Genomic DNA, 23527 nt, shown 5'->3' on the forward strand with positions numbered 1-23527 from the left:
GACGGCATCCCCGATCCCAGGAGGACGCATGCGTCCCAGCAGGAGAACGGTTCTGACCGCGACGGGAGTGGCGGCGACCGCCGCTTGCACGAGCGGCGGTACGGCAGAGGCGACCCCCTCGGCCGGCCCCTCCGCGGCCGTACCCTCGTCAGCCGTACCTTCGTCGGCCGGTACGGCGGCACCCCCGGGCAGCCGCCCCCCGGCCACCGCCCAGCCCCCGACCCGTGAACTCCGCGCCCTGCTCCGGGAGATCGACCCGGACCGCATCGAGGCGACGGTCCGCAAGCTCGTCTCCTTCGGCACCCGCCACACCCTCTCCGCCCAGGACGACCCGGCCCGTGGCATCGGCGCCGCCCGCGACTGGCTGCTGGCCGAGCTGCGCTCGTACGCCGAGGCCTCCGGTGGCCGGATGACCGCCGAACTCCAGTCGTACGTCCAGGAACCGGGCCCCCGGATCCCGACGGCGACCCGCATCACCAACGTCGTCGCGACCCTGCGCGGTTCGGTCACTCCCGAGCGGATCTACGTCGTCTCCGGGCACTACGACTCCCGGGTCACCGACGTCATGGACGCCACCTCGGACGCGCCGGGCGCCGACGACGACGCGTCCGGTGTGGCGGTGGCGCTGGAGCTGGCGAGGGTGATGGCGAAGCGGCGCCCCGCCTCGACGATCGTGTTCGCGGCCGTGGCGGGGGAGGAGCAGGGCCTGTTCGGATCGGCGTACATGGCCCAGCGGTTCAAGGCGGCCGGGGCGGATGTGCAGGGCATGTTCACCAACGACATCGTCGGCAGCCCGACCGCCGACGACGGTACGAAGGACCCGTACACCATCCGCCTGTTCGCGGAGGGCGTCCCGTCCTCCGAGACCGCCGAACAGGCCGCGACCCGTCGCTCGGTCGGCGGCGAGAACGACTCCGCGACGCGTCAACTCGCACGTTTCGTACGGGACGTGGCCGACAACGACGCCACCGGCGTGAACGTCCGGGTCATCTACCGCCGGGACCGTTACCGCCGCGGCGGCGACCACATCCCCTTCCTCGAACGCGCCTACCCGGCCGCCCGCTTCACCGAGCCCGCCGAGGACTTCGCCCACCAGCACCAGGACGTACGCGTCGAGGACGGCAAGCAGTACGGCGACCTGCCCGAGTTCTGCGACTTCGCCTTCATCGCCCGGGTGGCCAGGGTGAACGGCGCCGCCCTGTGGACCCTGGCCCAGGCGCCCGGCACCCCCCGGGGCGCGAAGATCGTCACGACGAACCTCACCAACTCCACGGAGGTGGTGTGGACCCGGGGCACGGAACCGGACCTGGCCGGCTACGAGATCGTATGGCGGGAGACGACGGCGCCGGAGTGGACGCATGTCGTCCCGGTCGGCGATGTGACGAGGCACGAGGTGGACCTGTCGAAGGACAACGTGTTCTTCGGGGTACGGGCGGTGAACGCGAAAGGGCTGAAGAGCCCGGTGGCGTTCCCGGACCCACAGGCCTAGATCCACCCCTGTTGCCAGGCGTGATGGGCCGCCGCATGCCGCGTGGTGGCCCCCAGCTTGGACATGGCGGCCGAGAGATAGTTACGGACGGTGCCCTGAGCCAGATGCACCTGCGTGGCGATCTCGGCCACCGACGCCCCCGTACGGGCCGCCCGCAACACCTCCAACTCCCGCTCGCTGAGCGGACAGTCGTCCTCCGTCAAGGCGGACGCGGCGATGTCCGGATCGACGTAGCGGCGCCCGGCGGCGATGTCACGGAGGATCTCCGCGAGCCGGGCCGCGGGGGTCGTCTTGGGCACGAACCCACGGACCCCGGCGGCCAGGGCGCGGCGCAGGACGGCCGGCCGGGCGTGCCGGGTCACGATGACGACATGGATGTCCTGGCGGGCGGCCCGGATCTCCTCGGCGGCCCGCAGCCCGTCCGTGGGCGGCATCTCCAGATCCAGTACGGCGATGTCGGGCCGGTGCTCCAGGGCGAGCCGTACGGCATCGGTGGAGGTGGCGGCCTCCGCGACCACCGTGAGGTCGTCCTCCAGGGAGAGGAGCGCGACGAGGGCGCCGCGCAGGAGGTCCTCGTCGTCGGCGAGAAGGAGCCGGATCACTCTTCGGCCCTCTGTGCGGGCAGGGTCGCGGTCACCACGAAACGGTTGCCGTCCTCCCGTTCCCAGGTCAACTCCCCGCCTGCGGACCGCAGTCGCTCGGCGAGACCGAGGAGGCCGGTGCCGTCGCCGGTGCCGGGGTGCTCATGGGCCTGGTCATTGCTGATCCGCAGCAGGGCCTGTTCCCCGCTGACGCGGTAGTCGACCTCGGCGTGCCGGGCCTGACTGTGGCGGAGCACATTGGTGGTGGCCTCGCGCACGACGAGGCCGAGGAGCTGACGGGTGGAGTCGCTCAACTCCTCCTGGGAAGCGGTCGGTTCCAGGTTCCTGCGCGCGTCGATCCCGGCCGCCGCCAGCACCCGGGTGGCGTTGGCGATCTCGCCGTCGAGGGTGGTCCGGCGAATGCCGCGCACCACGGCGCGCGTGTCCCGCAGCGCGTCCGCGCACAGCCGCCGTATCTCCTGCATCTCGCCGGAGGCGCGCGCGGGATCGACCTCGGCGATCCTTGAGGCCAACTCCGCCTTCAGAGCGATGACTTGCAGATGATGCCCCTGGATGTCGTGCAGGTCGGAGGCGAACCGCAGCCGCTCGTCCTTCACCGCCAGCTCCGCCTCCAGCCGCCGCGCCCGATCGAGCCGCCCCGCGATCCGCCAGGCCCACAGCGGCCCGAGCACGGTCCACACGGTGAACGCGGTCAGACAGGCCGGGAAGAGAGCGGCGTACGCCAACTCCTCATCCCCCGCGACCAGGTTCACCGCACTGCCCGGCACCAGCGCGAGGACGACGGCACCGCCGATCAGCCACCGCTTCCCGGCCGCGGGGAGATAGACGGCCACGATCGCCACGGTCACGGCCGGGGCGACCGCCCACAGCCCGTAGTTGTGCCGGGCGAGCGGCAGCACGGCGAGCGCGGCCGCGGCGAGACAGGCGGTGACCAGCCACCCCGCGAGCGGCCGCAGGACCGGCGTGCGGTCCTCCATCGCCCCGCCGAGGAGCACGGCGGCGGCCACGGCATGGACGCCCAGCGCCGGGACCACCGGCGCCCGCGCCCACAGCGGCACGTCCCCGTCCAGGGCCCAGCTCCCGTACGCCAGCACCAGCACGCAGATGACGGTCCCCGGCACGGCCCACCACGTGTAGCGCCGGAAACTCGTGAGCCCCGCCCCGTTGTCCACGCGGCCATTGTCGCAGCGCCCGGATGACAGATGTCATACGACGACGTGCACGGTCGGCACTACTGACGCCCCCTCGGTCCCGCCACTCTGAAGGACGTGGGGACATACCCCACCCCGGTACTGCCAAGGGGGCGCCATGCAACACGTACGGCACCACGGTTTCGCCCGCCACTACGTCGAGATGATCCTCGCGATGCTGGCCGGCATGCTCGTCCTCGGCGCGGCCCTGCGGGGCGTCCTGGCGCTCACGGACATCGAGTACGACATGTCCCGCCAACCCCGACTGGTCACGCTGGAAATGGCGTTCACGATGTCCGCCGGCATGGCGTTCTGGATGCGCCGCCGCGGCCACGCCTGGCCCGGCATCGCCGAGATGTGCGGGGCGATGTTCCTTCCCGCACTGGTCCTCGTACCGCTTCTGTCCCTGGACGTCGTGGACCCCGACGCGGCGATGGCGTGGGAGCACCTCGCGATGCTGCCGCTGATGTTCGTCGTCATGCTGCGGCGGCGGACGGAGTACGGCGCGTGAACGCGCCTGCGGTGAACCGCCGTTGGCCCACCTGCCTGGCCCTCGCGATCTGGGCCGCTCAGGCCGCGGCAGGCGCTTCCGACACCCTGGACGAGTCGGTCACCGGGTTCGGGGAGGTCCTGCCGCTGCTGCCGCTGCTGTACGTGGTGATCAACCAGATCGGCACGCCCCGGTCGACCTGGCCGGTGCTCGGCGGAGGCCTGGTGCTCGCGTTCGGGCTCCAGGCGCTGGACCTGGTGTCGCCGGCGGGGGTGCTGGTCGGGATCGCTTTGGGGGTGCTGCTGTGGGGGGCGGTGCGGGGTGCTCCGCACGGACGGGAGGGGTTGTGGCTTCAGACGGCGGGGGTGGTGGCCTTCGGGGCGCTCGCGCTGACCGGCCTGCTGGTGGACCCGGACGTGGGCCTCTGGCTGGTCGCGGCGGGTTGGTTCTGCCACGGGCTCTGGGACTTGGCGCACCTGGCACTGGAGCGGCTCAAGGGCATCGTGGCGCCCACCTTCGCGGAGTGGTGCGCGGTGGTGGACGCGCTGGTAGGGGTCGAACTTCTCGTCCTGCGGTGAGGGGAACCCACCTGGGGGCGCGGGGAACTGCGCGACCAGCCACGACGGCGCCGCACCCCTACGACGACCCCAGCCACGACGGCGCCTCCCGTCACCTGGGTTCCGGCGGCCGCTGCCGAGGCATGTTCGGCCGCGCACCCCCCGGACCGGGTGGCAAGGGGAACCGCCCCTGGACCACGTTCCCGTCCCCCCGGGCCGCCCCCGCGACACCCCCCTGAATCCCCAACGGCGCCGACCCCGTCCGAAACTCCACCATCCAGTCCGCGGTCTCCACCCGCACCAGCTCGGTCACGTCCTCGGAAAACCTCCGCAGCACCCCGAGACACCGATCGGCCGCCTCCCCCGCGGTCCCCTCTGCCGGACCCAGAACCTCCCGCACACTCTCCGAGGCCCAGTCGAACTGCAGCACCTGCAACCGCCGCTGCACGGCCTGCGCGGTGGCCACATCCCTTATCCACCCGGACGTCACCCCGAAGAACCGGTCCACGGCCACGCACGCGACAGCGAGCAGCAGTGCCAGATACCCCCAGCCCGCGCCCCCGCCGACGACCCCCGTGAGGTCCAGCAGGGGCAGCGCGGCACCGGCCACCGCCCCGGCCGCGGCCCCGCACCGCAGGGCCCGCGCACCCCGCCGCTTCCACACCCGGTCCGCGAGGTACCACGCGGCGGTGTCGAGCGCCCCGCGCTCCACCCACCGGTACAGCTCGTCGAGACGGAGCGCGGGCTCGCCCCAGTCCCCGAGCGGAAACGTCCGTCCCGTCAGGTCGCCCGGCCGCGGCCCGACCGCCTCCCCGCCCCGCCCGTCCTGAGGCGGACCCTCGGGCTGCATCTCCGGCTGACCCACCCGGCACTCCCTACTGATCACGGCCGATCACGCTGTGTGACGCATGGTGCTGACGCGCCGGGTCTTTCCTACCGCCCAATGGGTGGCGAAGGGACGGCTTTCACTCCTTTTCCGCCCGGAAGTGGGCCTTGATCAGGTATAGGACTCGACAACATCTCACTCGAAAGAGTGCCGGAGCGATGGCTGCGTGGAGCACGTAGGCTCGTCACAGAGGACGAAACCCAGAAAGACCCAGACCTATGAGCGGGAGCTGATCGTGATCCCCGGTGGTGGCCAGCCCAACATGCAGCAGCTGCTCCAGCAGGCCCAGAAGATGCAGCAGGACCTGGCGAACGCGCAGGAGGAACTGGCGCGGACCGAGGTCGACGGCCAGGCGGGCGGCGGCCTGGTCCGGGCGACGGTCACCGGCTCCGGTGAACTCCGCGCGCTGAAGATCGACCCGAAGGCGGTGGACCCGGAGGACACCGAGACCCTCGCCGACCTGATCGTCGCCGCCGTACAGGCGGCCAACGAGAACGCCCAGACCCTCCAGCAGCAGAAGTTGGGCCCGCTGGCCCAGGGACTGGGCGGCGGTATTCCGGGTCTGCCTTTCTAAGAAGGGCGTCCGCCAACTACCGTACGTACCCAAGGAACCCAGGAAGGGTGGCAGTCCGTTGTACGAAGGCGTGGTGCAGGACCTCATCGACGAACTGGGCCGGCTGCCCGGCGTCGGTCCCAAGAGCGCCCAGCGGATCGCCTTCCACATCCTGCAGGCGGAACCGACGGACGTACGGCGGCTCGCGCAGTGCCTGATGGAGGTCAAGGCGAAGGTCCGCTTCTGCGCGACCTGCGGAAACGTGGCACAGGAAGAGCAGTGCAACATCTGCCGCGACACTCGCCGCGACCTCTCGGTCATCTGTGTGGTGGAGGAGCCGAAGGACGTGGTGGCCATCGAACGCACCCGCGAATTCAGAGGCCGCTACCACGTGCTCGGCGGAGCGATCAGCCCCATCGAGGGTGTGGGCCCGGACGACCTGCGTATACGAGAACTTCTCGCGAGGTTGGCCGACGGGACGGTCACGGAGCTGATCCTGGCCACGGACCCGAACCTGGAGGGCGAGGCCACGGCCACGTACCTCGCCCGCATGATCAAGCCCATGGGCCTCAAGGTCACCCGCCTGGCCAGCGGCCTCCCGGTGGGTGGCGACCTGGAATACGCGGACGAGGTGACCCTCGGCCGCGCCTTCGAGGGGAGACGACTCCTAGATGTCTGACGCCACACTGCACGAGACCACGCAGGACCCGGACGACTTCGCGGTCCAGATCGCCGACCAGGTGGAGAGCTTCCTCGTGGCCGTCACCGAGGTGGCCAAGGGCGACGAGCCGGAATCGGCGATCCCCTTCCTCCTCCTGGAGGTCTCCCAACTCCTCCTCGCCGGTGGTCGCCTGGGAGCCCACGAGGACATCGTCCCCGACGAGCGCTACGAGCCCGACACGGGCCCGGACGCCGACGTGGACGAACTCCGCGAGAACCTGGCGAGGCTGCTGGACCCGATCGACATCTACTCGGAGGTCTTCGACCCCTACGAGCCCCGCAAGGCCCCGGTGCCGGCCCGTATCTCCGACGACCTGACCGACGTCATCACCGACCTCCGCCACGGCATGGCCCACTACCGCGCGGGCCGCACCTCGGAGGCCCTGTGGTGGTGGCAGTTCTCCTACTTCTCCAACTGGGGCTCCACCGCCTCCGCCACCCTCCGCGCCCTCCAGTCCGTCCTCGCCCACGTCCGCCTCAACCAGCCCCTGGAGGAGCTGGACGGCCTGGACACCGACCAGAGCGTGGGCGACGAGACGCTGGAATTCGAGGCCGGGAAGGTGATGGCGGAGGAGATCGCGGCGCCGTTGGGACTGGGGACGGCGAAGTAGCAGGCTGTAACGGGGTTTCTCCTTTCGGTGCGGGGCGCGGCGAGTACGCTGCGCCCCGCAGCGCGTGTACGGGGATTCCCGTACGGGGGTGAAGGGGGCGCCCGGTGGCGGACGAGGCGTGGGCGGGGCTGGCCGAGGCGATCGGGGCGATCCGGGCGGAGCTTCAGCAGGCGGCCAGAGATGGCGAGGGCCAGAAGATCCAGTTCCGGACCGGGCCCGTCGAGATCGAGTTCTCCGTGGATGTGCGGAAGGACGGGGAAGCTCGGGCGAAGGTCCTGGTGCTGCCGTTCGGAGCGGAGGCCAAGGCGTCGCTGTCCAAGGGCACGACGAACCGCGTGGAGATCACACTCCAGCCGGTCGATGGCGAGGGCGCGGATCGGCGTCTCACGGACGACTCGGGGGAACGCCCCAAGTAACGGGGAGCGCGGGGGTGTTGGCCTGTGGATGTGCGGCGGGTCGTCGAGGTGTGGAATCCGGTCGGGAAGTGTTCGGGGACCGGCTGTCTGGTTGCGGATCGACTGATCATGACGGCACTTCACAATGTGCTCGGCTGTGGGGCGTCGGAGGTTCGGCGGCTGGTTTCCGAGGCGGCGGCATGGGCTGGGGCCGAGGTGCTGTGGCCCGAGGTTGCGCCCGATCTGGAGCGGGAGCCGCAGGCCGACGCGGCGCTTGTCACGATCACCGACCAGGGTGGTAGCCGCCGTCGGGCGGTGAGCCTGTCCGGTGGGGTCGTGACCGGGCTCAAGTCCGGCGGGCTGATCACGGCTTACGTCGACGGGGTTGCCGTTCCGGGCAAGCCCAGCGAGAAGTCGCGGTGGGCGGGGGCCTCGGGGGCGGCGTTGTTCGCGCGGGGGCGGCTCATCGGGGTCGTCACGACCGACCGGCAAAGGGATTGCACCGGGGATCAGTCGACGGCCGTGTCCATGGCGTCGCTCGCTAGCTGCTCGGCCCGGATTTGCCATCGCGTTGAAGGCGGCGGGGGCGCAACTGGTTCCGACGGACGTCACGGTCGCCGAGCAGCCCCGGACGCCATCTGACGTCGACGTTCCGCCAGGTGTGACGCGGACCATACGAAAAGGCTTCCGAAACGGCGTAATGCAAAGGTCCCTCCAGTGGTCTCACCTGCACAACGACCACACCCGGCCGGTGCCCCACCCCGAAACGGAGCCGCCACCATGCCCGTCACCCTCCCCTTCACCACGCCGTTCGCCACCTCGAAGCCTGCCCCCGCCCCCGGCGCGCTGTCCGCCCCGCAGGCGTACGCCCTGGGGCACCGGCTGCGGCAGGTCCGGGAGGAGCAGGGGCTGACGCGGGGGCAGGCGGCCGACGCGGCCGATCTCTTCCCCACCTGGGTCTCGCAGATAGAGGGCGGCGACATCCACGACCTGGAGACCCTGCGCGCGTACGCCCGAGCCCTCGGCACCCGCATCCCGAGCCCGCGCAACGGGCGCCTGCGACGTACGTGACCGTGTCAGCCGGTCTGCCCCTCGCACCCGTCACCGACTCGGGCGAAGTGCTCCCGCTCGCTCATCTCCCGATGCGGCTTCATCCGAGCCGTCATCCGCGTCACAGCCCCCACACCCCCTTCCCCAGCGCAGTGATCCCACCGGCCAACGCCAGGGACAACACCAACACCCGCGCCCGCTTCTCCGGTATCCGCCCCGCGAGCCCCCTGCCGATCACCCCGCCCACAGCCATGGCGCCGACCACGGACACCCACCTCGGCGCGCTCAGCTCCGGCACCCCGTTCGCCGCCACGGAGAAGGCGTTGACGACGACGCCGTAGAACTGAGCGTTGGGCACGAACTCCCGTACCGTCCACCCGGCGTTGACCGCGTACAACGACACCGGCGGCCCACCCACCCCCGCCGCCGAGTTCATGAACCCACCTGCCGCGCCCGCCACCACCGCGCCCTTGGTTCCGCGCAGGGCCGGCACCCGGGCGCCCCGCATGACCAGCAGCACGGCCATCGTGACCAGGCCACCCATCACCAACAGCAGGACGGGTTCGGGGAGTTGCCGTGTAATCCAGGTTCCCGCCGGTACCGTGCACGCCGCCGCCACGCACAGTGGCACCATCGCGCGCGGACGTACCTGACGCCAGCCGCCCGCCAGCCCCACCACACTGATCGCCCCGGCCGCACAGTTGGCGAGGGCGACCCCCTGCGCCGGTCCGAGCAACAGTACGAGTGCGGGTACGGCGACCAGGGCGAAGCCCATGCCGGTGAGCCACTGGACGGAGGAGCCGAGCAGCACGATCCCGGCGAGAAGTATGTCGGCTGTCATCGTTCGGCACCCTCTCCTCGGCAACCCGCTACGTCCGCGCCGGGCAGGGCGCGATGATGACCGTATGACGGGGTGGTCGAGGGTGTTGACGCGGGTGGGTTCGTGAACTCGGCGGCGGGGGCTTCTGGGGAGCGGGCCATCGCGTCGGCGCAGGGGATACGGCAGGCGCTCAGCGGGGACGGCGTCGTCGCGATGTACGCGGAGAAGGCGTTGCCGCCGGAGGCGTTCGCGCTGCCCGAGTCGGCGCCCGAAAGGCTGGTCAATCTGCCCGACAGGACCGCCTTGTTCGTCGGTCGTCGGCGTGAACTCGCCTTGCTCGACACGACGTTCAGAGAGTCGAACGACGTCGTGGTCCAGGCCGTGCACGGGCTCGGCGGCATCGGGAAGTCGACGCTCGCCGCGCACTGGGCGGCGGGGCGCGTGAGGTCGTACAACCCCGTCTGGTGGATCACCGCCGAGAGCCCGGCCGATCTCGACGCCGGGCTTGCGGAGTTCGCGGTCGCGTTGCAGCCGGCGCTGCGGGATGTGCTGTCCCGGGAGGCCCTGCGGGAGCGGGCGGTCCAGTGGCTGGCAGGGCATGAGGGGTGGCTGCTGGTCCTGGACAACGTGTCCGACCCAGCGGATGTGAAGGCGCTGCTGGGGCGGGCCCCGGGTGGGCGGTTTCTGATCACCACGCGGCGGGCCAGCGGGTGGCACAAGGTCGCTGAGGCGTTGTCGCTGGATGTGCTGGAACCGGCGGAGGCCATCGAGCTGTTCGAGCGGATCGACGGCTCGGGCGAGGACGTCGAGGCGCTGTGCCGGGAACTGGGGCATCTGCCGCTCGCTGTCGAACAGTCCGCGGCCTACTGCGCCGAGGCGGGGATCACATCGGCGCGCTACCGAGAGCTCTTGGCCGCGTATCCGGAGGAGGTCTTCGCACAGTCGGCGGAGGGGACGGACCAGGACCGTACGGTTGCCCGGGTGTGGCGGGTGTCGTTGGACCGGCTGGCGGACACGCCGTTGGCCGGGCGGATCCTCGGGGTCATCGCCTGGTGGGCGTCGGAGGGGATTCCGCGGGCTTATCTGGAACTGCTCGGCAGTCCGGTCGAGGTGACGGAGGCGATCCGGCGGCTGGCCGCGCACAGCCTGATCAAGGTGCACGACGATGACACGATCTCGGTGCACCGGCTGGTTCAGGCGGTGGGGCGGGCGGAGTTCGACGCGAGCCACGAGGCCGCCCACGTGCTGCTGGACAACAGCCGAACGCTCCGCGCGGTCGACGCCGAGCTGACCTGGCTCATGCACTTGGAGGCGATGGCCGGCCGTACCGATCCGGAGAACGACGACGAATACGAAGCCTGGCTGTTTCACATGGGTGGCTTCACGGCCGACGCCGCCCGCGCGGTGGAGCTGCATGAGCGAGCCGCGGCCGCGGCGGAGCGGGCGTTCGGGCCCAATGACGAGACGACACTCACCATGCGCGGCCACCTGGCCCAGTCACATGGGTATGCCGGTGATCGCATACGCGCGATCGAGCTGCTGGAAGAGAACCTGGCCGACCACGTGCGTGTGTTCGGTCCCAGAAGCAAGCTGACCTTCGAGGCCCGGTCAGCCCTGGCCGACGCGATGGTGGAGGCGGGACGCTTCGCGGACGCGCTGTCGTTGGCGAGGGCGAACGTGAGAAGTGCCGAACAGACTCTGGGTGACCGGCATCAGACGGTTCTCCGGGCGCGGTCGACGTGGGCGAAGGCGTTGAGACGTGCCGTGGAGACGGACACCGACAGCGATGCGACAGTTGCCGCCCACGCGATCGAGGAACTGCTCGTCAAGGTCTCAGCGGTCGAGGGCGAGGACTCCATGATCTTCGACATCTGCCACTGGCAGCTCATCTGGGTTTGTAAATCGGCGGGGGACATCGAGAGGGCCGCGGCTCACTTCGAAGAGTGCATCACACGTAGGGGGCGCATCTTCGGAGAGACGGACGGGGTCACGCTGAGCACCCGCCGGGCGTTCGTCAGATTTCTCAGGGACACGGTCGGGGACCTGGGCCGCGCTCGCGACCAGGCCGCCCTTCTCCTCGCGGACTGGGAGCGCCTGGTCGGCGAGACCGCCTACGTCCGTGACCTCCGTCAGGACTTCGCCCCCCTTCTCACCCCACCCCAGGTGTAGCCCTCTACACCCCACCTTCGGGAGAGCACTCCATCGTCCCGGCCCTCGCGCCACGGGATCGTTGATCTCACCAGGTCACCGCCCCCGTACCGAAGGAATCGCATCCCCATGAAGAGCCTCCTCTCCTCCAAGCCCGTCCTCTGGTTCCTCTTCCTCTTCAACGCCGCCGTAGCCGTCGTCGCCCCCTTCGTCGTGGACGGCAGCCAGGGTGTGATGACCGCCGTGGGCATGGGCGTTGTCGCGGCAGGTGCGGGGGTGAGCCTCGTCCGGGACAGGGGTGCCGCCAAGTAGCCACCCGCTCACGCTCCGCGAGTTGGATCATCCCTGGACGTCCCCTGTACGACGCCTGCACGGCCCCTAACCGGTGTCACGCGAGTCTGGAGTCACTTCCTCCACAGGAGCCGCAGACAGAGCGGAGGAAGCAACCCCCCTCGCCCGCACTGGAGATGACATGACCCGTCGCCCGATAACCAAGCGTGTAGCCGTTGTCACCGTCGGCGCCCTCGTCGCCGTCGGCACCTTCGCCGCAGGCGTCGGCGTCGCCGGACCGGACAAGCAGAGCGGCAAGAAGCCCACCAAGGCGGAGATCGCCGCCCAGTTCGACGGCTGGAACAAGGCCCTGCGGACCGGCGACGCCGAGACCGTCGCCGACCGGTACGCCAAGGACGCCGTCCTGCTGCCCACCGTCTCCAACAAGGTCCGCAGCGACCACGCCGGCATCGTCGACTACTTCGAGCACTTCCTGCTGAACAAGCCGGTCGGCAAGAAGATCGAGACCCACATCAACATCCTCGACAACAACTCCGCCCTGGACGCCGGCGTGTACGAGTTCACGCTGACCGACCCGAACACCGGCGCCAAGCGTGTCGTCGAGGCCCGCTACACCTACGAGTACGAGAAGCGGAACGGCGAGTGGAAGATCGTCAACCACCACTCTTCGGCGATGCCCGAAGGCTGATCCGCACCACCAGCCCACCCCCGGGCGCGTCCCCGAGCGTCACCGTCCCGCCGTCGTCGGTCACCAGCTGCTTGACGACGGCGAGGCCGAGCCCGGACCCGGAGCGCCCGGTCAGGCCCTGGCCGCGCCAGAAGCGGTCGAAGGCGCGGGACTTCTCCGGGTCGGACATGCCCGGTCCCTGGTCGAGGACCGACAACAGGGTCTCCTCGCCCCGCGATTCGACCCGGACGGTGATCGTGCCCCCGTCCGGTGACACCTCCAGGGCATTGGAAAGCACGTTGTCCAGCACCTGGTCCAGATGACCGGGGCTGGCCAGCACAAGCAGCCGGCCGTCGGCGTTACTCCCCCCAAGCGCGATGGTGACTCCGCGCTCGTCGGCGGCCGGCCTCCACACGTCCAGACGTTCCTCGATGATGTCCGCCAACAACAGCGGCTCCGCGGCCGTGACCTTCGCCTCCGCCCGCGCCAGCACCAGCAGCCCGTTGACCAGACGGCTCATCCGGACCACCTCCGCGGTCGCCTGCTCCACGTCCTCCCGCACGAACTCGTCGTCGACGCCGTCCGCGATGTTGTCCAGCGACAACCGCAACGCCGTGAGAGGGGTGCGCAGTTGATGGGAGGCGTCCGCCACGAAGATGCGCTGCGAGGCGACCAGCGTGTCGAGACGTTCCGCACCCTGGTTGAGGGTGCGCGCCAGTGTCTGGGTCTCCGGCGGGCCCGTCACGGGGGAACGCGCGGTGAGGTCGCCGTCGCTGAACTTGCTGGCCATGGCGTTCAGTTCACGCAGCGGAGCGGTGATCCGGCGGGCGGCGAACGCGCCGATCGCGGCGGCGGCCGCGAGCACGAGCACGGCCAGCGCGGCCCGGAAGCCCCAGATGTTCCACAGCCTGGTGGTCATGCCCGAGGTCGCGTACACGATCCGTACGGCCCCGACGACCGGCCCCTTGGCGGTCTCGCCGTCGGCCGTCGGCTGGTACGCGGGGACGGTGATCACCAGATGCTTGCCCCAGATGAACTTCGAGCCCCAGTCGGTGGTGGGCTCCCCGTCCTCCAGGGCGGTGGTCAGCGCCTTGTCCCGCGCGGGGTCGGGGAGATCGGGTGCACAGCTCCGGTCGCCGCCCTTCGTGTACAGCTCGACGTCGTCGTGGTACGCGTCGGCCATCTGGTCCAGCGCGTTGCACGAGGCGGCGCCGCCGGAGCCCAGCAGCTGAGCCATGGTCTGGGCCTCGCGGAGCACCGACGCCTCGGTGTCGCCGCGCAGTTGGTCGGTGAGGGTGAACGCCACGGGCAAGGTGAACAGGGCGATGGCCACCGCGACGAGCAGGATGTAACTCCGGATGAGCTGGCGGTTCATGAAGCGTCACTACCGCCGTTGACGATCAGCCGGAAGCCGACCCCCCGCACCGCCTCGATCGTGATGGCCCCCGCCAGCTTCCGCCGCAGCGCCGCCACATGGACGTCCAGGGTCTTCGTCGGCCCGAACCAGTTCGCGTCCCAGACCGCCTCCATGATCTGCTCGCGCGACATCAGCGCCCCCGGCTCCTCGGTGAGGAAGGCCAGCAGGTCGTACTCCTTGGGGGCCAGCGCGACCTCCGCGCCGTCCAGATGGACCCGGACCGCCTTGCGGTCGATCGTGAGGCGGTCGCCGTAGCGGTCGGGACCGGCGGGCTCGGCGGACGACGTACGCGGCTGGGCGCGCCGCATCACCGCTCTTATCCGCGCGATGACCTCCCGGACCCCGAACGGCTTGGAGACGTAGTCGTCCGCGCCGAGTTCGAGGCCGACCACCCGGTCCGTCTCGTCGCTCCGCGCGCTGATCACGATGATCGGCACGTCCCCGCGCTCGCGCAGCGCCCTGCACACGTCGAGACCGTCGGTGTCGGGCAGCCCGAGATCGAGGAGTACGACGTCGTAGGGCTCCTCGTGCTTCAGCGCCGCTCCGCCTGTGGCGACCCAGGTCACCTCGAAGCCGTAGCGCAGCAGTCCGCGCCGGAGTGACTCGGCGACCGGCTCATCGTCTTCCACCAGCAGTACGCGCACACGGCGAACCCTAATGCTTGAAATTTAAGACGACCGCCCACCTAGCCCCTCAACGCGCGGCTACCACATGACCGGCAGCCGCTCCGGGATCCGCTTCGTGAACCCCGTCCGCCACACCAGCTGTTCGACCGGCACGGCGAGGGCCGGCCGGGGCATGCGTTCCAGCAGCACCGCCAGGGCGATCTCGGCGTGCCTGCGGCCCAGCGCCGTGGCGGGGCAGTAGTGCCGGCCGCCGCCGAAGGACAGGTGCGCGGCGCTGTTGGCGCGGTCGAGGTCGACGGTGTGCGGGTCGGGGAAGGCGGCCGGGTCGAAGTTCGCGCCCTCGACCAGCACCAGCACCAGTTCGCCCGCCGCCACCTGCACGTCCCCGAGGACCACGTCCTGGAGCGCCAGCCTCGGCAGCCCGTCCCCGATGGACAGACTGATCCGCACGCCCAGCACCCTGGCCCGTACGCCGCGCAGGTTCTTCACCGCCTTGCGGCGCGCGTCGTCGGCCGGACAGCCGGAGGCCTCGTACATCTCGGTCACGTGCAGATCGGTGTGGACGAAGTCCACCCGCTCGAAGTGGCGCTGCGGATGACCTCGCAGTGAGGGGTGAAGGGCCGTACCCCGAAGAGGTCGGGGGGAGTGACGTGCTGGATCTCTGAGACGGTCACGGTCGTCAAGGAAGGAGAGTCCTTCGCGTCGCTGGTCCCGGGGGAGCCGGGTGCTCCTGGCGTGGCGACGACGACGTGAAGTCATCGGACGGCTACGGAGAGCGTCAACGGGTGACCTGGCCCACTTTGCCGAGTGTTCACCGCGGGGATGGGCAGGGTCGTGCTGGGCGTCCGGGTCTCACCATGTGGTTTCACGAAGGTCGATTTCGGACGCTCGTTAGACTGAGCCGACCGCAGTACATATACGTATGTGCGGATAGTGACTGACTGAGCGAGGAGCGCACGTGGGCCTTGTCGTGCAGAAGTACGGAGGCTCCTCCGTAGCCGATGCCGAGGGCATCAAGCGCGTCGCCAAGCGAATCGTGGAAGCGAAGAAGAACGGCAACCAGGTGGTTGTCGTGGTTTCCGCGATGGGCGACACGACGGACGAGCTGATCGATCTCGCCGAGCAGGTATCCCCGATGCCGGCCGGCCGTGAGTTCGACATGCTGCTGACCGCCGGAGAGCGTATCTCCATGGCCCTGCTGGCCATGGCGATCAAAAACCTGGGCCACGAGGCCCAGAGCTTCACCGGCAGCCAGGCAGGCGTCATCACCGACTCGGTCCACAACAAAGCGCGGATCATCGACGTCACGCCCGGCCGTATCCGGGAGTCCCTGGACCGGGGCAACATCGCCATCGTCGCGGGCTTCCAGGGCGTCAGCCAGGACAAGAAGGACATCACCACGCTGGGCCGCGGCGGCAGCGACACCACGGCCGTGGCCCTGGCCGCCGCCCTCGACGCCGAGGTGTGCGAGATCTACACCGACGTGGACGGCGTGTTCACCGCCGACCCGCGCGTGGTGAAGAAGGCGAAGAAGATCGACTGGATCTCCTTCGAGGACATGCTGGAGCTGGCGTCGTCCGGCTCCAAGGTGCTGCTCCACCGCTGTGTGGAGTACGCCCGTCGCTACAACATCCCGATCCATGTCCGGTCCAGCTTCAGCGGACTCCAGGGCACGTGGGTCAGCAGTGAACCGATCAAGCAAGGGGACAAGCCGGTGGAGCAGGCGATCATCTCCGGTGTCGCGCACGACACCTCCGAGGCCAAGGTCACGGTCGTGGGCGTGCCGGACAAGCCGGGCGAGGCCGCCACGATCTTCCGCACGATCTCCGACGCCGAGATCAACATCGACATGATCGTGCAGAACGTGTCCGCCGCCTCCACCGGTCTGACGGACATCTCCTTCACGCTGCCGAAGACCGAGGGCCGCAAGGCCATCGACGCCCTGGAGAAGAACAAGGCCGGCATCGGCTTCGACTCCCTGCGCTACGACGACCAGATCGGCAAGATCTCCCTGGTCGGCGCGGGTATGAAGACCAACCCGGGCGTCACCGCCTCCTTCTTCGAGGCGCTCTCCGACGCGGGCGTGAACATCGAGCTGATCTCGACCTCCGAGATCCGTATCTCGGTCATCACGCGCGCCGACGACGTCAACGAGGCCGTCCGGGCCGTGCACACCGCCTTCGGGCTCGACTCCGACAGCGACGAGGCCGTCGTCTACGGGGGCACGGGACGCTGATGGCCGGGACAGGGTCCGTGCGACCGACGCTCGCGGTCGTGGGAGCGACCGGAGCCGTCGGTACGGTCATGCTCCAGATCCTGTCCCAGCACGCGGACATCTGGGGCGAGATCCGTCTGATCGCCTCCCCGCGCTCGGCCGGCCGCAAGCTGGCCGTGCGCGGCGAGGAGGTCGAGGTGGTGGCTCTGACGGAGGAGGCCTTCGACGGCGTCGACGTCGCCATGTTCGACGTCCCCGACGAGGTCTCCGCGCAGTGGGCGCCGATCGCCGCCGCGCGCGGTGCCGTCGTCGTGGACAACTCGGGCGCCTTCCGGATGGACCCGGAGGTGCCCCTCGTCGTCCCCGAGGTCAATCCGCACGCGGCGCGGGTCAGGCCGCGCGGGATCGTCGCCAACCCCAACTGCACGACCCTGTCGATGATCGTGGCCCTCGGCGCGCTGCACGCCGAGTTCGGGCTGCGTGAGCTGGTGGTGTCCTCGTACCAGGCGGTGAGCGGCGCGGGCCGGGCCGGCGTCGAGACCCTGCGCCAGCAGCTCTCGCTGGTGGCCGGTACGGAACTGGGGACCCGGCCCGGAGACGTACGGCGGGCCGTGGGCGACAACACCGGGCCGTTCCCGGAGCCGGTCGCGCTCAACGTCGTCCCGTGGGCCGGGTCGCTGCGCGAGGACGGCTGGTCGTCGGAGGAGATGAAGGTGCGGGACGAGTCCCGCAAGATCCTCGGCCTCCCCGAGCTGCCCGTCGCGGTCACCTGTGTACGGGTTCCGGTCGTCACCACGCACTCGCTGACCGTCCACGCCCGCTTCGAGGGCGAGGTCACCGTCGCCAAGGCGCGTGAGATTCTCGCCACTGCGCCGGGCGTCGTGCTGTTCGACAACCCGGCCGCCGGGGAGTTCCCGACCCCCGCCGACGTGGTCGGCACCGACCCCACGTGGGTGGGCCGGGTACGCCGGGCGCTGGACGACCCGACCGCCCTCGAGCTCTTTGTTTGCGGGGACAACCTGCGCAAGGGCGCGGCGCTCAACACCGCGCAGATCGCCGAGCTGGTGGCGACCGAGTTCATGTGACGTTTCCCGGAATTCCTTCTGTGAGCCGGAAAAGCACTGGCCTGCGGACAGTCGCTTTGTAGGATCTGTGAGCGACTCGTGGTGCGGACGATGGTCCGGACCACTTGATCCGAGCCACCTCGGCGTCCGAAAATTTGCCTCCCCGCTCTCCGCAACCGCGCGAAGGGCGGGGAGCGTCTTTGCGAACGCCCTTCAGGGGGTGCGGGGATGCTTCAAGGGGCGTGGGGACGCCCCGAATCATTCAGGACACAGGGGAAGAGCGGGTAGGCATGAGGGCGCTTGACGCACGGTCAGCAGTGCTGCCTGACACAAGACGGAGGGCCGTCTCGTGCGGCATGCGGCCGTCCGACGCAAAAGTGACGCCCGGCGCGTACAACCCTTACGGGGGTAGGCGTGTCCAACTGGCGTGGCAGAGGTTCTCGATTTCACAGCGGTCTCGCGCGGTACGGCCCTTCGGCCGCCGCGCCCCACGGCCGTACGACCCCGCAGGGCCGGTACGCCCGGTGGCATGCCGGTGATCGCGCCGATGCCCGCAGCGCGGCCTACCCGCATACCCAGTCAGCGTGACGGTGCCGAGGACGTGGCTGCCGCAGGCACCACCGTCGACCACCTCACCGAGACCTACCGGGCGCACTACCGCTCGTTGCTCGGTCTCGCAGCCCTTCTCCTCGACGACACCGCCTCCTGCGAGGACGTCGTCCAGGAGGCTTTCATCCGCGTCCACTCCGCGCGCAAGCGCGTCCGGGACCCGGAGAAGACGCTCGCGTATCTGCGCCAGACCGTCGTCAATCTCTCCCGCTCGGCCCTGCGCCGCCGCATCCTCGGACTCAAGCTGCTGTCCAAGCCGATGCCGGACATGGCGAGCGCCGAGGAGGGTGCGTACGACCTGCTGGAGCGCGACTCGCTCATCAAGGCGATGAAGGGACTCCAGCGCCGCCAGCGCGAGGTCCTCGTCCTGCGGTACTTCGCGGACATGACCGAGGCGCAGGTCGCCGAGACGCTCGGGATATCCCTTGGCTCGGTGAAGGCGTACGGCTCCCGCGGTATCGCCGCCCTCCGGGTCGCCATGGAGGCACCGGCATGAGCGGCCCAGGAGAGCACGACGGGCGGCGCCACGCGCATGTCCCGCACGAGCCCTACGAGTGGCGCGAGCCGGGCGATGCGGACGCGCCGCACAAGCCGAAGCAATCAACTGCTGGGAACGGAACTGTGAACCACGGCCTCGACGACCAGAGCCCCTCGGGAGGGCTCGACTCGGACGAGCTGGCACTGCGCCGCATGCTGCAGCACGCGGTCGAGGAGATCGAGCCGCGCGACGGCACGCTCGACCATCTGCGCACCGCGGTACCCGCCCGACGGGCCCGCAAGCGGCAGGCCCTGGTCGGCATGGCGGCCGCCGCGCTCTTCGTCGGCACCGCCGTCCCCGCCCTGCTGCATGTCTCGGGCGCCACCGGCTCCGACGCCGACCCCTCCGCCGTCGGCCACTACTCGCAGGCCCAGGGCGGCGCGAGCCAGGGCAAGGGCCCGGACGGCGGTGAGAGCACCTCCGGCGGTTCCTCCAGCAAGGTCGAGGACAAGGACAAGGGCGGCTCGAAGGAGGACGACGAGGACAAGGGCGCCGGCACCGGCAGCGGGGGCAGCGACAGCTCCGGTCCCTCGGCCACCAGCACGGCGGGCGTTCCCGCGTGCACGGCCACGGACCTCGGTATTCCGACCGCCAGCGTCGACCCCGCCGACTCGGCCGGCGCGGTGTACGGCACGTTCACCTTCACCAACGGCTCGACCGCGGCCTGTCTGGTCACCGGTCCGGGCAGCGTGGTCACGGCCACGTCGGGCGCGGCGGACTCCACCAAGGTCGCCCCGCAGCGGCATGTCTCCGGTGACGCGGCGGTCTCCCTGCCCGACCCGTCCCTCGAACTTGCCTCCCTGAGCCTGCAGCCAGGCTCCTCCTACATCGTGAGGTTCGCCTGGGTCCCCTCGGAGACCTGCCCCGTGGACAACGGCGACGGCGGCACCACCGGCGGTCCCACCACCACACCCAGCCCCACCGACAACTCCGGCACCACGGAGGGCACCTCCACGGGCGGCGACACCGGCACCTCCACCCAGCTGATGACGGCGGACGGCACGCAGGACGGCAGCGTGACGATCACCGCCACGGCCGAGGGCGGCACCGCGTCGACGTCGGCGACGCTCACGAACGCGTGCGCGGGCACGGTGTACTGGACGGGTGTGCTGACGCCGACGGCGTAGAACTGGCGGCGTAGAACTGGCGGCGTGGAGCAGACGGCGTGGAGCAGGTGCGGCAGGAGACCGGTCGGATTCGGCGTCACACCGAAGCGGGCTGATCTCCCGGCTTCGGCTCCTGCTCCGGCTCGGGCAGCAGCCCGAGTTCGGCATCCCGTACGAACTCCACCTCGCGCCGGATCAGCCGGAACCACATGAAGACCACGAACCCGGCGAAGACGAACCACTCGCCGGTGTAGCCGAGGTTCTGGAACGCCTTGAGATTCAGCCCGGTGTCCGGAGCCGCGGCCGCGGGCACCGCCTTCATCCCGGAGTCCCCGGTGTTGAGGGTGACCCAGGCGTCGTACACGTCGTACGACACGAGGTTCACCAGCGAAGCCGCACTGATCGCCGACGTCTGCCCGGCCGGCAGCCCGCCCTGTGCACTGACCCCGTTCTCACCGGGCTGCTCGGACGCCTGCAGGGCCCCCGTGACGGTGACCCGGCCCGAGGGGGCGGCCGGGGCCTTCGCGGCGTCCGCGGTCCCCGGCAGCCATCCCCGCACCACGGGCAGCGCCTTGCCGCCGTCGGTCCGCAGCAACGTCAGCACGTAATAGCCGGGCTTGCCGTCCAGCTCCCGCCCCGGAACCAGCAACTGCTTTCCGTACCGCCCGGTCGCGGTGGCCTGCGCCCCGGACGTCTCCTTGTCCACCGGCAGCAGGTCGGCCAGCGGCCGCGCGGGATCCCCCGCGTCCGTCGCGACCTGCGAGGTCGCCCGGTCGTGATCCGCCATCCGGTCCTCGAACCGGCTCAGCTGCCAGGACCCCATGAACACACAGAAGGGGATGGCGAGCAGCACGAAGACGTTGATCCCCCACCAACGGGGCGTCAGCAGAAACCGGTACACACCTCAACGGTACGGGGCAGTCCGCGAGCACCGGCCCGCGGGGTCAGTACCTCTCGACGAGATGCTCCCGCCCCGCCGGCGGCTCGTACGGCTCCGGCCAGAAGTCGGTCATGGCGGATATCCGGCCGTGCTCGTCCCCGGTGAAGAACGCGATGCCGTACATCTCCTCCAGCCCCACCGTGAAGTGGACCCAGCTGACCACCTGTCCCGGCTCGGCGACGATCCGCTCGATCCGCAGATGCCAGTCGCCCGGATACTCCCGGTTGAACCGCACGAACTGTTCTCGTCCGCTGATCCGCTCACGTGTCTGCGGCAGCGTGTACACCACGTCCTCGGCCAGCGTGTCCGCGAACGCGTCCCAGTCCCGGGCGTCGGCGGTGACCCAGAAGGTCTCGACTGTCTTGCGCAGATCTGTCATGCGGTCGAGTCTGCACCCGGCCACTGACAATGGGGTCCCGCGGTGGAGGTTGTCCACAGGCTGGGGACCTCGGCGGCGCATTGTCGGCGGGGCCAGGCACTATGGGGCCATGACTGAGAGCAACGGGTCCGTCTCGCCCGAGCAGAACGAACCGACGCCGGACTGGGAGAAGCGCTTCCGGGCGCCCCGGGTGTCCCTGCCCGACTGGGCGGAGGACGCACCGGACCGCTCCCTGTTCGTGTCGAACGCGACGGGGACGTACGAGCTGTACGCCTGGGACCGCGCCACGGACGAGCAGCGCCAGGTGACCGACCGGCCGAACGGCACGACGGACGGGGTGCTCTCCCCGGACGGCGCGTGGATCTGGTGGTTCGACGACAAGGACGGCGACGAGTTCGGTGTCTGGCGCCGGCAGCCGTTCGCGGGCGGCGAGGACGACCTCGCGGCACCGGGCCTGGACGCCTCCTACCCGGCGGGCCTCGCCCTCGCCCGGGACGGCCGTACGGCGGTGGTGGGCCGCTCCACCGACGAGGACGGTACGACGATCTACGTCGCCCGCGAGGGCGAGCAGCCGGTGGAGATCTACCGCCACCGTGAGTCCGCGGGCGTCGGGGACCTCTCCCACGACGGCTCGCTGATCGCCCTGGAGCACACCGAGCACGGCGACGCGATGCACTCGGCCCTGCGGGTGGTCCGCCCCGACGGCACGGCGGTCGCCGACCTCGACGACACCAGGGGCGGTACCCGGGAACTGGGCCTGGAGGTCCTGGGCTTCGCCCCGGTCGACGGGGACCCGCGCCTGCTGATCGGCCACCAGCGCCGGGGCCGCTGGGAGCCCCTGGTGTGGGACGTCTCGACCGGTGAGGAGACCGATCTCGCCCTCGACCTGCCCGGTGACGTGAGCGCCGAGTGGTACCCGGACGGCACCGGTCTGCTCATCGCGCACAGCTTCGAGGCCCGCAGCGAACTGTTCCGCTACGACCTGGCGACCCGCGAACCGGTGCGGATCCCGACCCCGCCCGGCTCGGTCTCCGGCGCGACCGCCCGCCCCGACGGCAGCGTCGAGTACCTGTGGTCCTCGGCCGCCGAACCGTCGACGGTCCGCTCGACGACGGGCCGGGTCGTCCTGGACCCGCCGGGTCTGAAGTCCCCGGGCTCGGTCCCGGTGGAGGACGTCTGGGTGGAGGGCCCGGGCGGCCGTATCCACGCCCTGGTCCAGAAGCCGCTGGGCGCGACGGGACCGCTGCCCACGGTCTTCGACATCCACGGCGGCCCGACCTGGCACGACAGCGACGCGTTCGCGGCCGGCCCGGCGGCGTGGGTCGACCACGGGTACGCGGTGGTGCGGGTCAACTACCGCGGCTCGACGGGCTACGGCCGTGCGTGGACGGACGCCCTGAAGTACCGGGTCGGTCTGATCGAGCTGGAGGACATCGCGGCGGTCAGGGAATGGGCCGTGAGCACGGGCCTGGCCGACCCCACCCGCCTGATCCTGACCGGCGGTTCCTGGGGCGGCTACCTCACCCTCCTCGGCCTCGGCACCCAGCCCGACGCCTGGACCCTGGGCATCGCGGCCGTCCCCGTCGCCGACTACGTCACGGCGTACCACGACGAGATGGAAGCCCTCAAGGCCATGGACCGCACCCTCCTGGGCGGCACCCCGGAAGAGGTCCCCGAACGCTTCGAGGCCAGCTCCCCCCTCACCTACGTCGACCAGGTCAAGGCCCCGGTCTACATCTCGGCCGGCGTCAACGACCCCCGCTGCCCCATCCGCCAGATCGACAACTACGTCAAGCGCCTGGAGACCCGCGGCGCGGTCCACGAGGTCTACCGCTACGACGCGGGCCACGGCTCACTGGTAGTGGACGAACGCATCAAACAGGTAACCCTGGAACTGGACTTCGCAGCCCGCCACCTGCCCCCGACCCCCTGACCCACCTGAACCCCGGCGCCGGGGACACGATGGCCACCCCGATCCCCGGCCCGCGTCTTTCGGCCCGCCGGGCGTTCGGGGACGGGGGGTGGCCATCCCGATCCTCCACTCACGCGCGCCTGTGAGGGCGGGCCCGCGTCTTTCGGCCCGCCGGGCGTTCGGGGACGGGGGGTTGCCATCCCGATCCTCCACTCACGCGCGCCTGTGAGGGCGGGCCCGCGTCTTTCGGCC

Annotated in this window: 26 protein-coding genes; 17 read left to right on the forward strand and 9 right to left on the reverse strand. The window is 70.5% G+C overall.

What is annotated here, in order from left to right; genetic code table 11:
• Positions 1 to 28 precede the first annotated feature (28 nt).
• The gene (locus ACWD3I_RS08740) at positions 29 to 1489 is read left to right on the forward strand and encodes a M28 family metallopeptidase (protein WP_365402445.1); all 1461 of its coding nucleotides are present in this window, start codon (positions 29 to 31) and stop codon (positions 1487 to 1489) included.
• On the opposite strand, the gene ACWD3I_RS08745 is transcribed toward ACWD3I_RS08740, so the two are convergent.
• Both ACWD3I_RS08745 and ACWD3I_RS08750 read right to left on the reverse strand, forming a co-directional pair.
• Entirely contained in the window at positions 1486 to 2091 is a 606-nt protein-coding gene (locus ACWD3I_RS08745; protein ID WP_365402448.1) for a response regulator transcription factor, read from the reverse strand. The genes ACWD3I_RS08740 and ACWD3I_RS08745 overlap by 4 nt on opposite strands.
• Positions 2088 to 3263 (reverse strand): sensor histidine kinase, encoded by a 1176-nt coding sequence (locus ACWD3I_RS08750; RefSeq protein WP_365402451.1) that lies wholly within the window; start codon positions 3261 to 3263, stop codon positions 2088 to 2090. The genes ACWD3I_RS08745 and ACWD3I_RS08750 overlap by 4 nt, the downstream gene beginning before the upstream one ends.
• A 136-nt stretch (positions 3264 to 3399) precedes the next feature.
• Between ACWD3I_RS08750 and ACWD3I_RS08755 the strand changes: the two genes are divergently transcribed.
• The gene (locus ACWD3I_RS08755; protein WP_365402454.1) at positions 3400 to 3792 is read left to right on the forward strand and encodes a hypothetical protein; all 393 of its coding nucleotides are present in this window, start codon (positions 3400 to 3402) and stop codon (positions 3790 to 3792) included.
• A complete protein-coding gene (locus tag ACWD3I_RS08760) occupies positions 3789 to 4349 on the forward strand; it encodes a hypothetical protein (protein ID WP_365402457.1) in 561 nt (186 codons plus the stop codon). The genes ACWD3I_RS08755 and ACWD3I_RS08760 overlap by 4 nt, the downstream gene beginning before the upstream one ends.
• A 91-nt stretch (positions 4350 to 4440) precedes the next feature.
• Here the strand turns inward: ACWD3I_RS08760 and ACWD3I_RS08765 are convergent, their stop codons facing one another.
• Positions 4441 to 5193: an SLATT domain-containing protein gene (locus ACWD3I_RS08765; RefSeq protein ID WP_365402460.1), complete on the reverse strand. Its 753-nt coding sequence runs from the start codon at positions 5191 to 5193 to the stop codon at positions 4441 to 4443.
• Positions 5194 to 5449: 256 nt separating this feature from the next.
• Between ACWD3I_RS08765 and ACWD3I_RS08770 the strand changes: the two genes are divergently transcribed.
• From ACWD3I_RS08770 to ACWD3I_RS08795, 6 genes are all read left to right on the forward strand, one after another.
• Entirely contained in the window at positions 5450 to 5788 is a 339-nt protein-coding gene (locus ACWD3I_RS08770) for a YbaB/EbfC family nucleoid-associated protein (RefSeq protein WP_365402463.1), read from the forward strand.
• A gap of 58 nt (positions 5789 to 5846) precedes the next feature.
• A complete protein-coding gene (gene recR, locus ACWD3I_RS08775; RefSeq protein ID WP_365402466.1) occupies positions 5847 to 6446 on the forward strand; it encodes a recombination mediator RecR in 600 nt (199 codons plus the stop codon).
• Positions 6439 to 7098 (forward strand): DUF5063 domain-containing protein, encoded by a 660-nt coding sequence (locus ACWD3I_RS08780; protein ID WP_365402469.1) that lies wholly within the window; start codon positions 6439 to 6441, stop codon positions 7096 to 7098. Before recR ends, ACWD3I_RS08780 begins: the two co-directional genes overlap by 8 nt.
• A gap of 104 nt (positions 7099 to 7202) precedes the next feature.
• Complete coding sequence (locus tag ACWD3I_RS08785; protein ID WP_365402472.1) at positions 7203 to 7514, forward strand: trypco2 family protein; 312 nt, start codon at positions 7203 to 7205, stop codon at positions 7512 to 7514.
• Positions 7515 to 7622: 108 nt separating this feature from the next.
• Positions 7623 to 8135: a hypothetical protein gene (locus tag ACWD3I_RS08790; RefSeq protein ID WP_365402475.1), complete on the forward strand. Its 513-nt coding sequence runs from the start codon at positions 7623 to 7625 to the stop codon at positions 8133 to 8135.
• A gap of 138 nt (positions 8136 to 8273) precedes the next feature.
• The gene (locus ACWD3I_RS08795; RefSeq protein ID WP_365402478.1) at positions 8274 to 8564 is read left to right on the forward strand and encodes a helix-turn-helix domain-containing protein; all 291 of its coding nucleotides are present in this window, start codon (positions 8274 to 8276) and stop codon (positions 8562 to 8564) included.
• 100 nt (positions 8565 to 8664) lie between these two features.
• Here ACWD3I_RS08795 and ACWD3I_RS08800 read toward each other — a convergent pair whose 3' ends face one another.
• Positions 8665 to 9384, reverse strand: a complete 720-nt coding sequence (locus ACWD3I_RS08800; protein ID WP_365402481.1) for a sulfite exporter TauE/SafE family protein — start codon at positions 9382 to 9384, stop codon at positions 8665 to 8667.
• A gap of 72 nt (positions 9385 to 9456) precedes the next feature.
• Here ACWD3I_RS08800 and ACWD3I_RS08805 point away from each other — a divergent pair, with 72 nt between their 5' ends.
• From ACWD3I_RS08805 to ACWD3I_RS08815, 3 genes are all read left to right on the forward strand, one after another.
• Positions 9457 to 11532 carry a tetratricopeptide repeat protein gene (locus tag ACWD3I_RS08805; protein ID WP_365402484.1) on the forward strand — a complete coding sequence of 692 codons (2076 nt, stop codon included), beginning with the start codon at positions 9457 to 9459 and terminating at the stop codon, positions 11530 to 11532.
• A gap of 108 nt (positions 11533 to 11640) precedes the next feature.
• Positions 11641 to 11823: a hypothetical protein gene (locus tag ACWD3I_RS08810; RefSeq protein WP_365402487.1), complete on the forward strand. Its 183-nt coding sequence runs from the start codon at positions 11641 to 11643 to the stop codon at positions 11821 to 11823.
• A gap of 160 nt (positions 11824 to 11983) precedes the next feature.
• Entirely contained in the window at positions 11984 to 12490 is a 507-nt protein-coding gene (locus tag ACWD3I_RS08815; RefSeq protein WP_365402490.1) for an SgcJ/EcaC family oxidoreductase, read from the forward strand.
• Here ACWD3I_RS08815 and ACWD3I_RS08820 read toward each other — a convergent pair.
• Genes ACWD3I_RS08820 through ACWD3I_RS08830 form a run of 3 tightly spaced genes read right to left on the reverse strand, consistent with a single transcriptional unit; the run spans position 12456 to position 15085 of the window.
• Positions 12456 to 13844, reverse strand: coding sequence for a sensor histidine kinase (locus ACWD3I_RS08820; RefSeq protein WP_365402492.1), 1389 nt, complete (start codon positions 13842 to 13844; stop codon positions 12456 to 12458). The genes ACWD3I_RS08815 and ACWD3I_RS08820 overlap by 35 nt on opposite strands.
• Positions 13841 to 14530: a response regulator transcription factor gene (locus tag ACWD3I_RS08825; RefSeq protein ID WP_365402495.1), complete on the reverse strand. Its 690-nt coding sequence runs from the start codon at positions 14528 to 14530 to the stop codon at positions 13841 to 13843. The genes ACWD3I_RS08820 and ACWD3I_RS08825 overlap by 4 nt, the downstream gene beginning before the upstream one ends.
• Positions 14531 to 14590: 60 nt before the next feature.
• A complete protein-coding gene (locus ACWD3I_RS08830; protein WP_365402498.1) occupies positions 14591 to 15085 on the reverse strand; it encodes a tRNA-dependent cyclodipeptide synthase in 495 nt (164 codons plus the stop codon).
• Positions 15086 to 15470: 385 nt separating this feature from the next.
• Here ACWD3I_RS08830 and ACWD3I_RS08835 point away from each other — a divergent pair, with 385 nt between their 5' ends.
• From ACWD3I_RS08835 to ACWD3I_RS08850, 4 genes are all read left to right on the forward strand, one after another.
• On the forward strand, positions 15471 to 16748 hold the full coding sequence (locus tag ACWD3I_RS08835; RefSeq protein WP_266824190.1) for an aspartate kinase: 1278 nt from the start codon (positions 15471 to 15473) through the stop codon (positions 16746 to 16748).
• A complete protein-coding gene (locus ACWD3I_RS08840) occupies positions 16748 to 17812 on the forward strand; it encodes an aspartate-semialdehyde dehydrogenase (RefSeq protein WP_365402501.1) in 1065 nt (354 codons plus the stop codon). Before ACWD3I_RS08835 ends, ACWD3I_RS08840 begins: the two co-directional genes overlap by 1 nt.
• 406 nt (positions 17813 to 18218) lie before the next feature.
• Positions 18219 to 18896 (forward strand): SigE family RNA polymerase sigma factor, encoded by a 678-nt coding sequence (locus ACWD3I_RS08845; protein WP_095046635.1) that lies wholly within the window; start codon positions 18219 to 18221, stop codon positions 18894 to 18896.
• 125 nt (positions 18897 to 19021) lie between these two features.
• Positions 19022 to 20065: a hypothetical protein gene (locus tag ACWD3I_RS08850; RefSeq protein ID WP_451084054.1), complete on the forward strand. Its 1044-nt coding sequence runs from the start codon at positions 19022 to 19024 to the stop codon at positions 20063 to 20065.
• Between the two features lie 76 nt (positions 20066 to 20141).
• On the opposite strand, the gene ACWD3I_RS08855 is transcribed toward ACWD3I_RS08850, so the two are convergent.
• Positions 20142 to 20945 (reverse strand): SURF1 family protein, encoded by an 804-nt coding sequence (locus ACWD3I_RS08855; protein ID WP_365402507.1) that lies wholly within the window; start codon positions 20943 to 20945, stop codon positions 20142 to 20144.
• 43 nt (positions 20946 to 20988) lie between these two features.
• A complete protein-coding gene (locus ACWD3I_RS08860; RefSeq protein WP_365402510.1) occupies positions 20989 to 21363 on the reverse strand; it encodes a nuclear transport factor 2 family protein in 375 nt (124 codons plus the stop codon).
• 109 nt (positions 21364 to 21472) lie between these two features.
• On the opposite strand from ACWD3I_RS08860, the gene ACWD3I_RS08865 reads away from it, so the two are divergent.
• Positions 21473 to 23296: a S9 family peptidase gene (locus tag ACWD3I_RS08865; protein ID WP_365402513.1), complete on the forward strand. Its 1824-nt coding sequence runs from the start codon at positions 21473 to 21475 to the stop codon at positions 23294 to 23296.
• The last annotated feature ends 231 nt before the right edge of the window (positions 23297 to 23527 follow it).

The organism is Streptomyces sp. NPDC002817 (genome assembly GCF_053592055.1).

Excerpts from the sequence above, each read along its gene's own strand:
- ACWD3I_RS08780 (WP_365402469.1), top strand. The coding sequence starts at position 6,439 with ATGTCTGACGCCACACTGCACGAGACCACGCAGGACCCGGACGACTTC.
- ACWD3I_RS08755 (WP_365402454.1), top strand. The coding sequence starts at position 3,400 with ATGCAACACGTACGGCACCACGGTTTCGCCCGCCACTACGTCGAGATG.
- ACWD3I_RS08840 (WP_365402501.1), top strand. The coding sequence starts at position 16,748 with ATGGCCGGGACAGGGTCCGTGCGACCGACGCTCGCGGTCGTGGGAGCG.
- ACWD3I_RS08810 (WP_365402487.1), top strand. The coding sequence starts at position 11,641 with ATGAAGAGCCTCCTCTCCTCCAAGCCCGTCCTCTGGTTCCTCTTCCTC.
- ACWD3I_RS08800 (WP_365402481.1), bottom strand. The coding sequence starts at position 9,384 with ATGACAGCCGACATACTTCTCGCCGGGATCGTGCTGCTCGGCTCCTCC.
- ACWD3I_RS08820 (WP_365402492.1), bottom strand. The coding sequence starts at position 13,844 with ATGAACCGCCAGCTCATCCGGAGTTACATCCTGCTCGTCGCGGTGGCC.
- ACWD3I_RS08815 (WP_365402490.1), top strand. The coding sequence starts at position 11,984 with ATGACCCGTCGCCCGATAACCAAGCGTGTAGCCGTTGTCACCGTCGGC.
- ACWD3I_RS08865 (WP_365402513.1), top strand. The coding sequence starts at position 21,473 with ATGACTGAGAGCAACGGGTCCGTCTCGCCCGAGCAGAACGAACCGACG.
- ACWD3I_RS08860 (WP_365402510.1), bottom strand. The coding sequence starts at position 21,363 with ATGACAGATCTGCGCAAGACAGTCGAGACCTTCTGGGTCACCGCCGAC.
- ACWD3I_RS08790 (WP_365402475.1), top strand. The coding sequence starts at position 7,623 with ATGACGGCACTTCACAATGTGCTCGGCTGTGGGGCGTCGGAGGTTCGG.
- ACWD3I_RS08795 (WP_365402478.1), top strand. The coding sequence starts at position 8,274 with ATGCCCGTCACCCTCCCCTTCACCACGCCGTTCGCCACCTCGAAGCCT.
- ACWD3I_RS08740 (WP_365402445.1), top strand. The coding sequence starts at position 29 with ATGCGTCCCAGCAGGAGAACGGTTCTGACCGCGACGGGAGTGGCGGCG.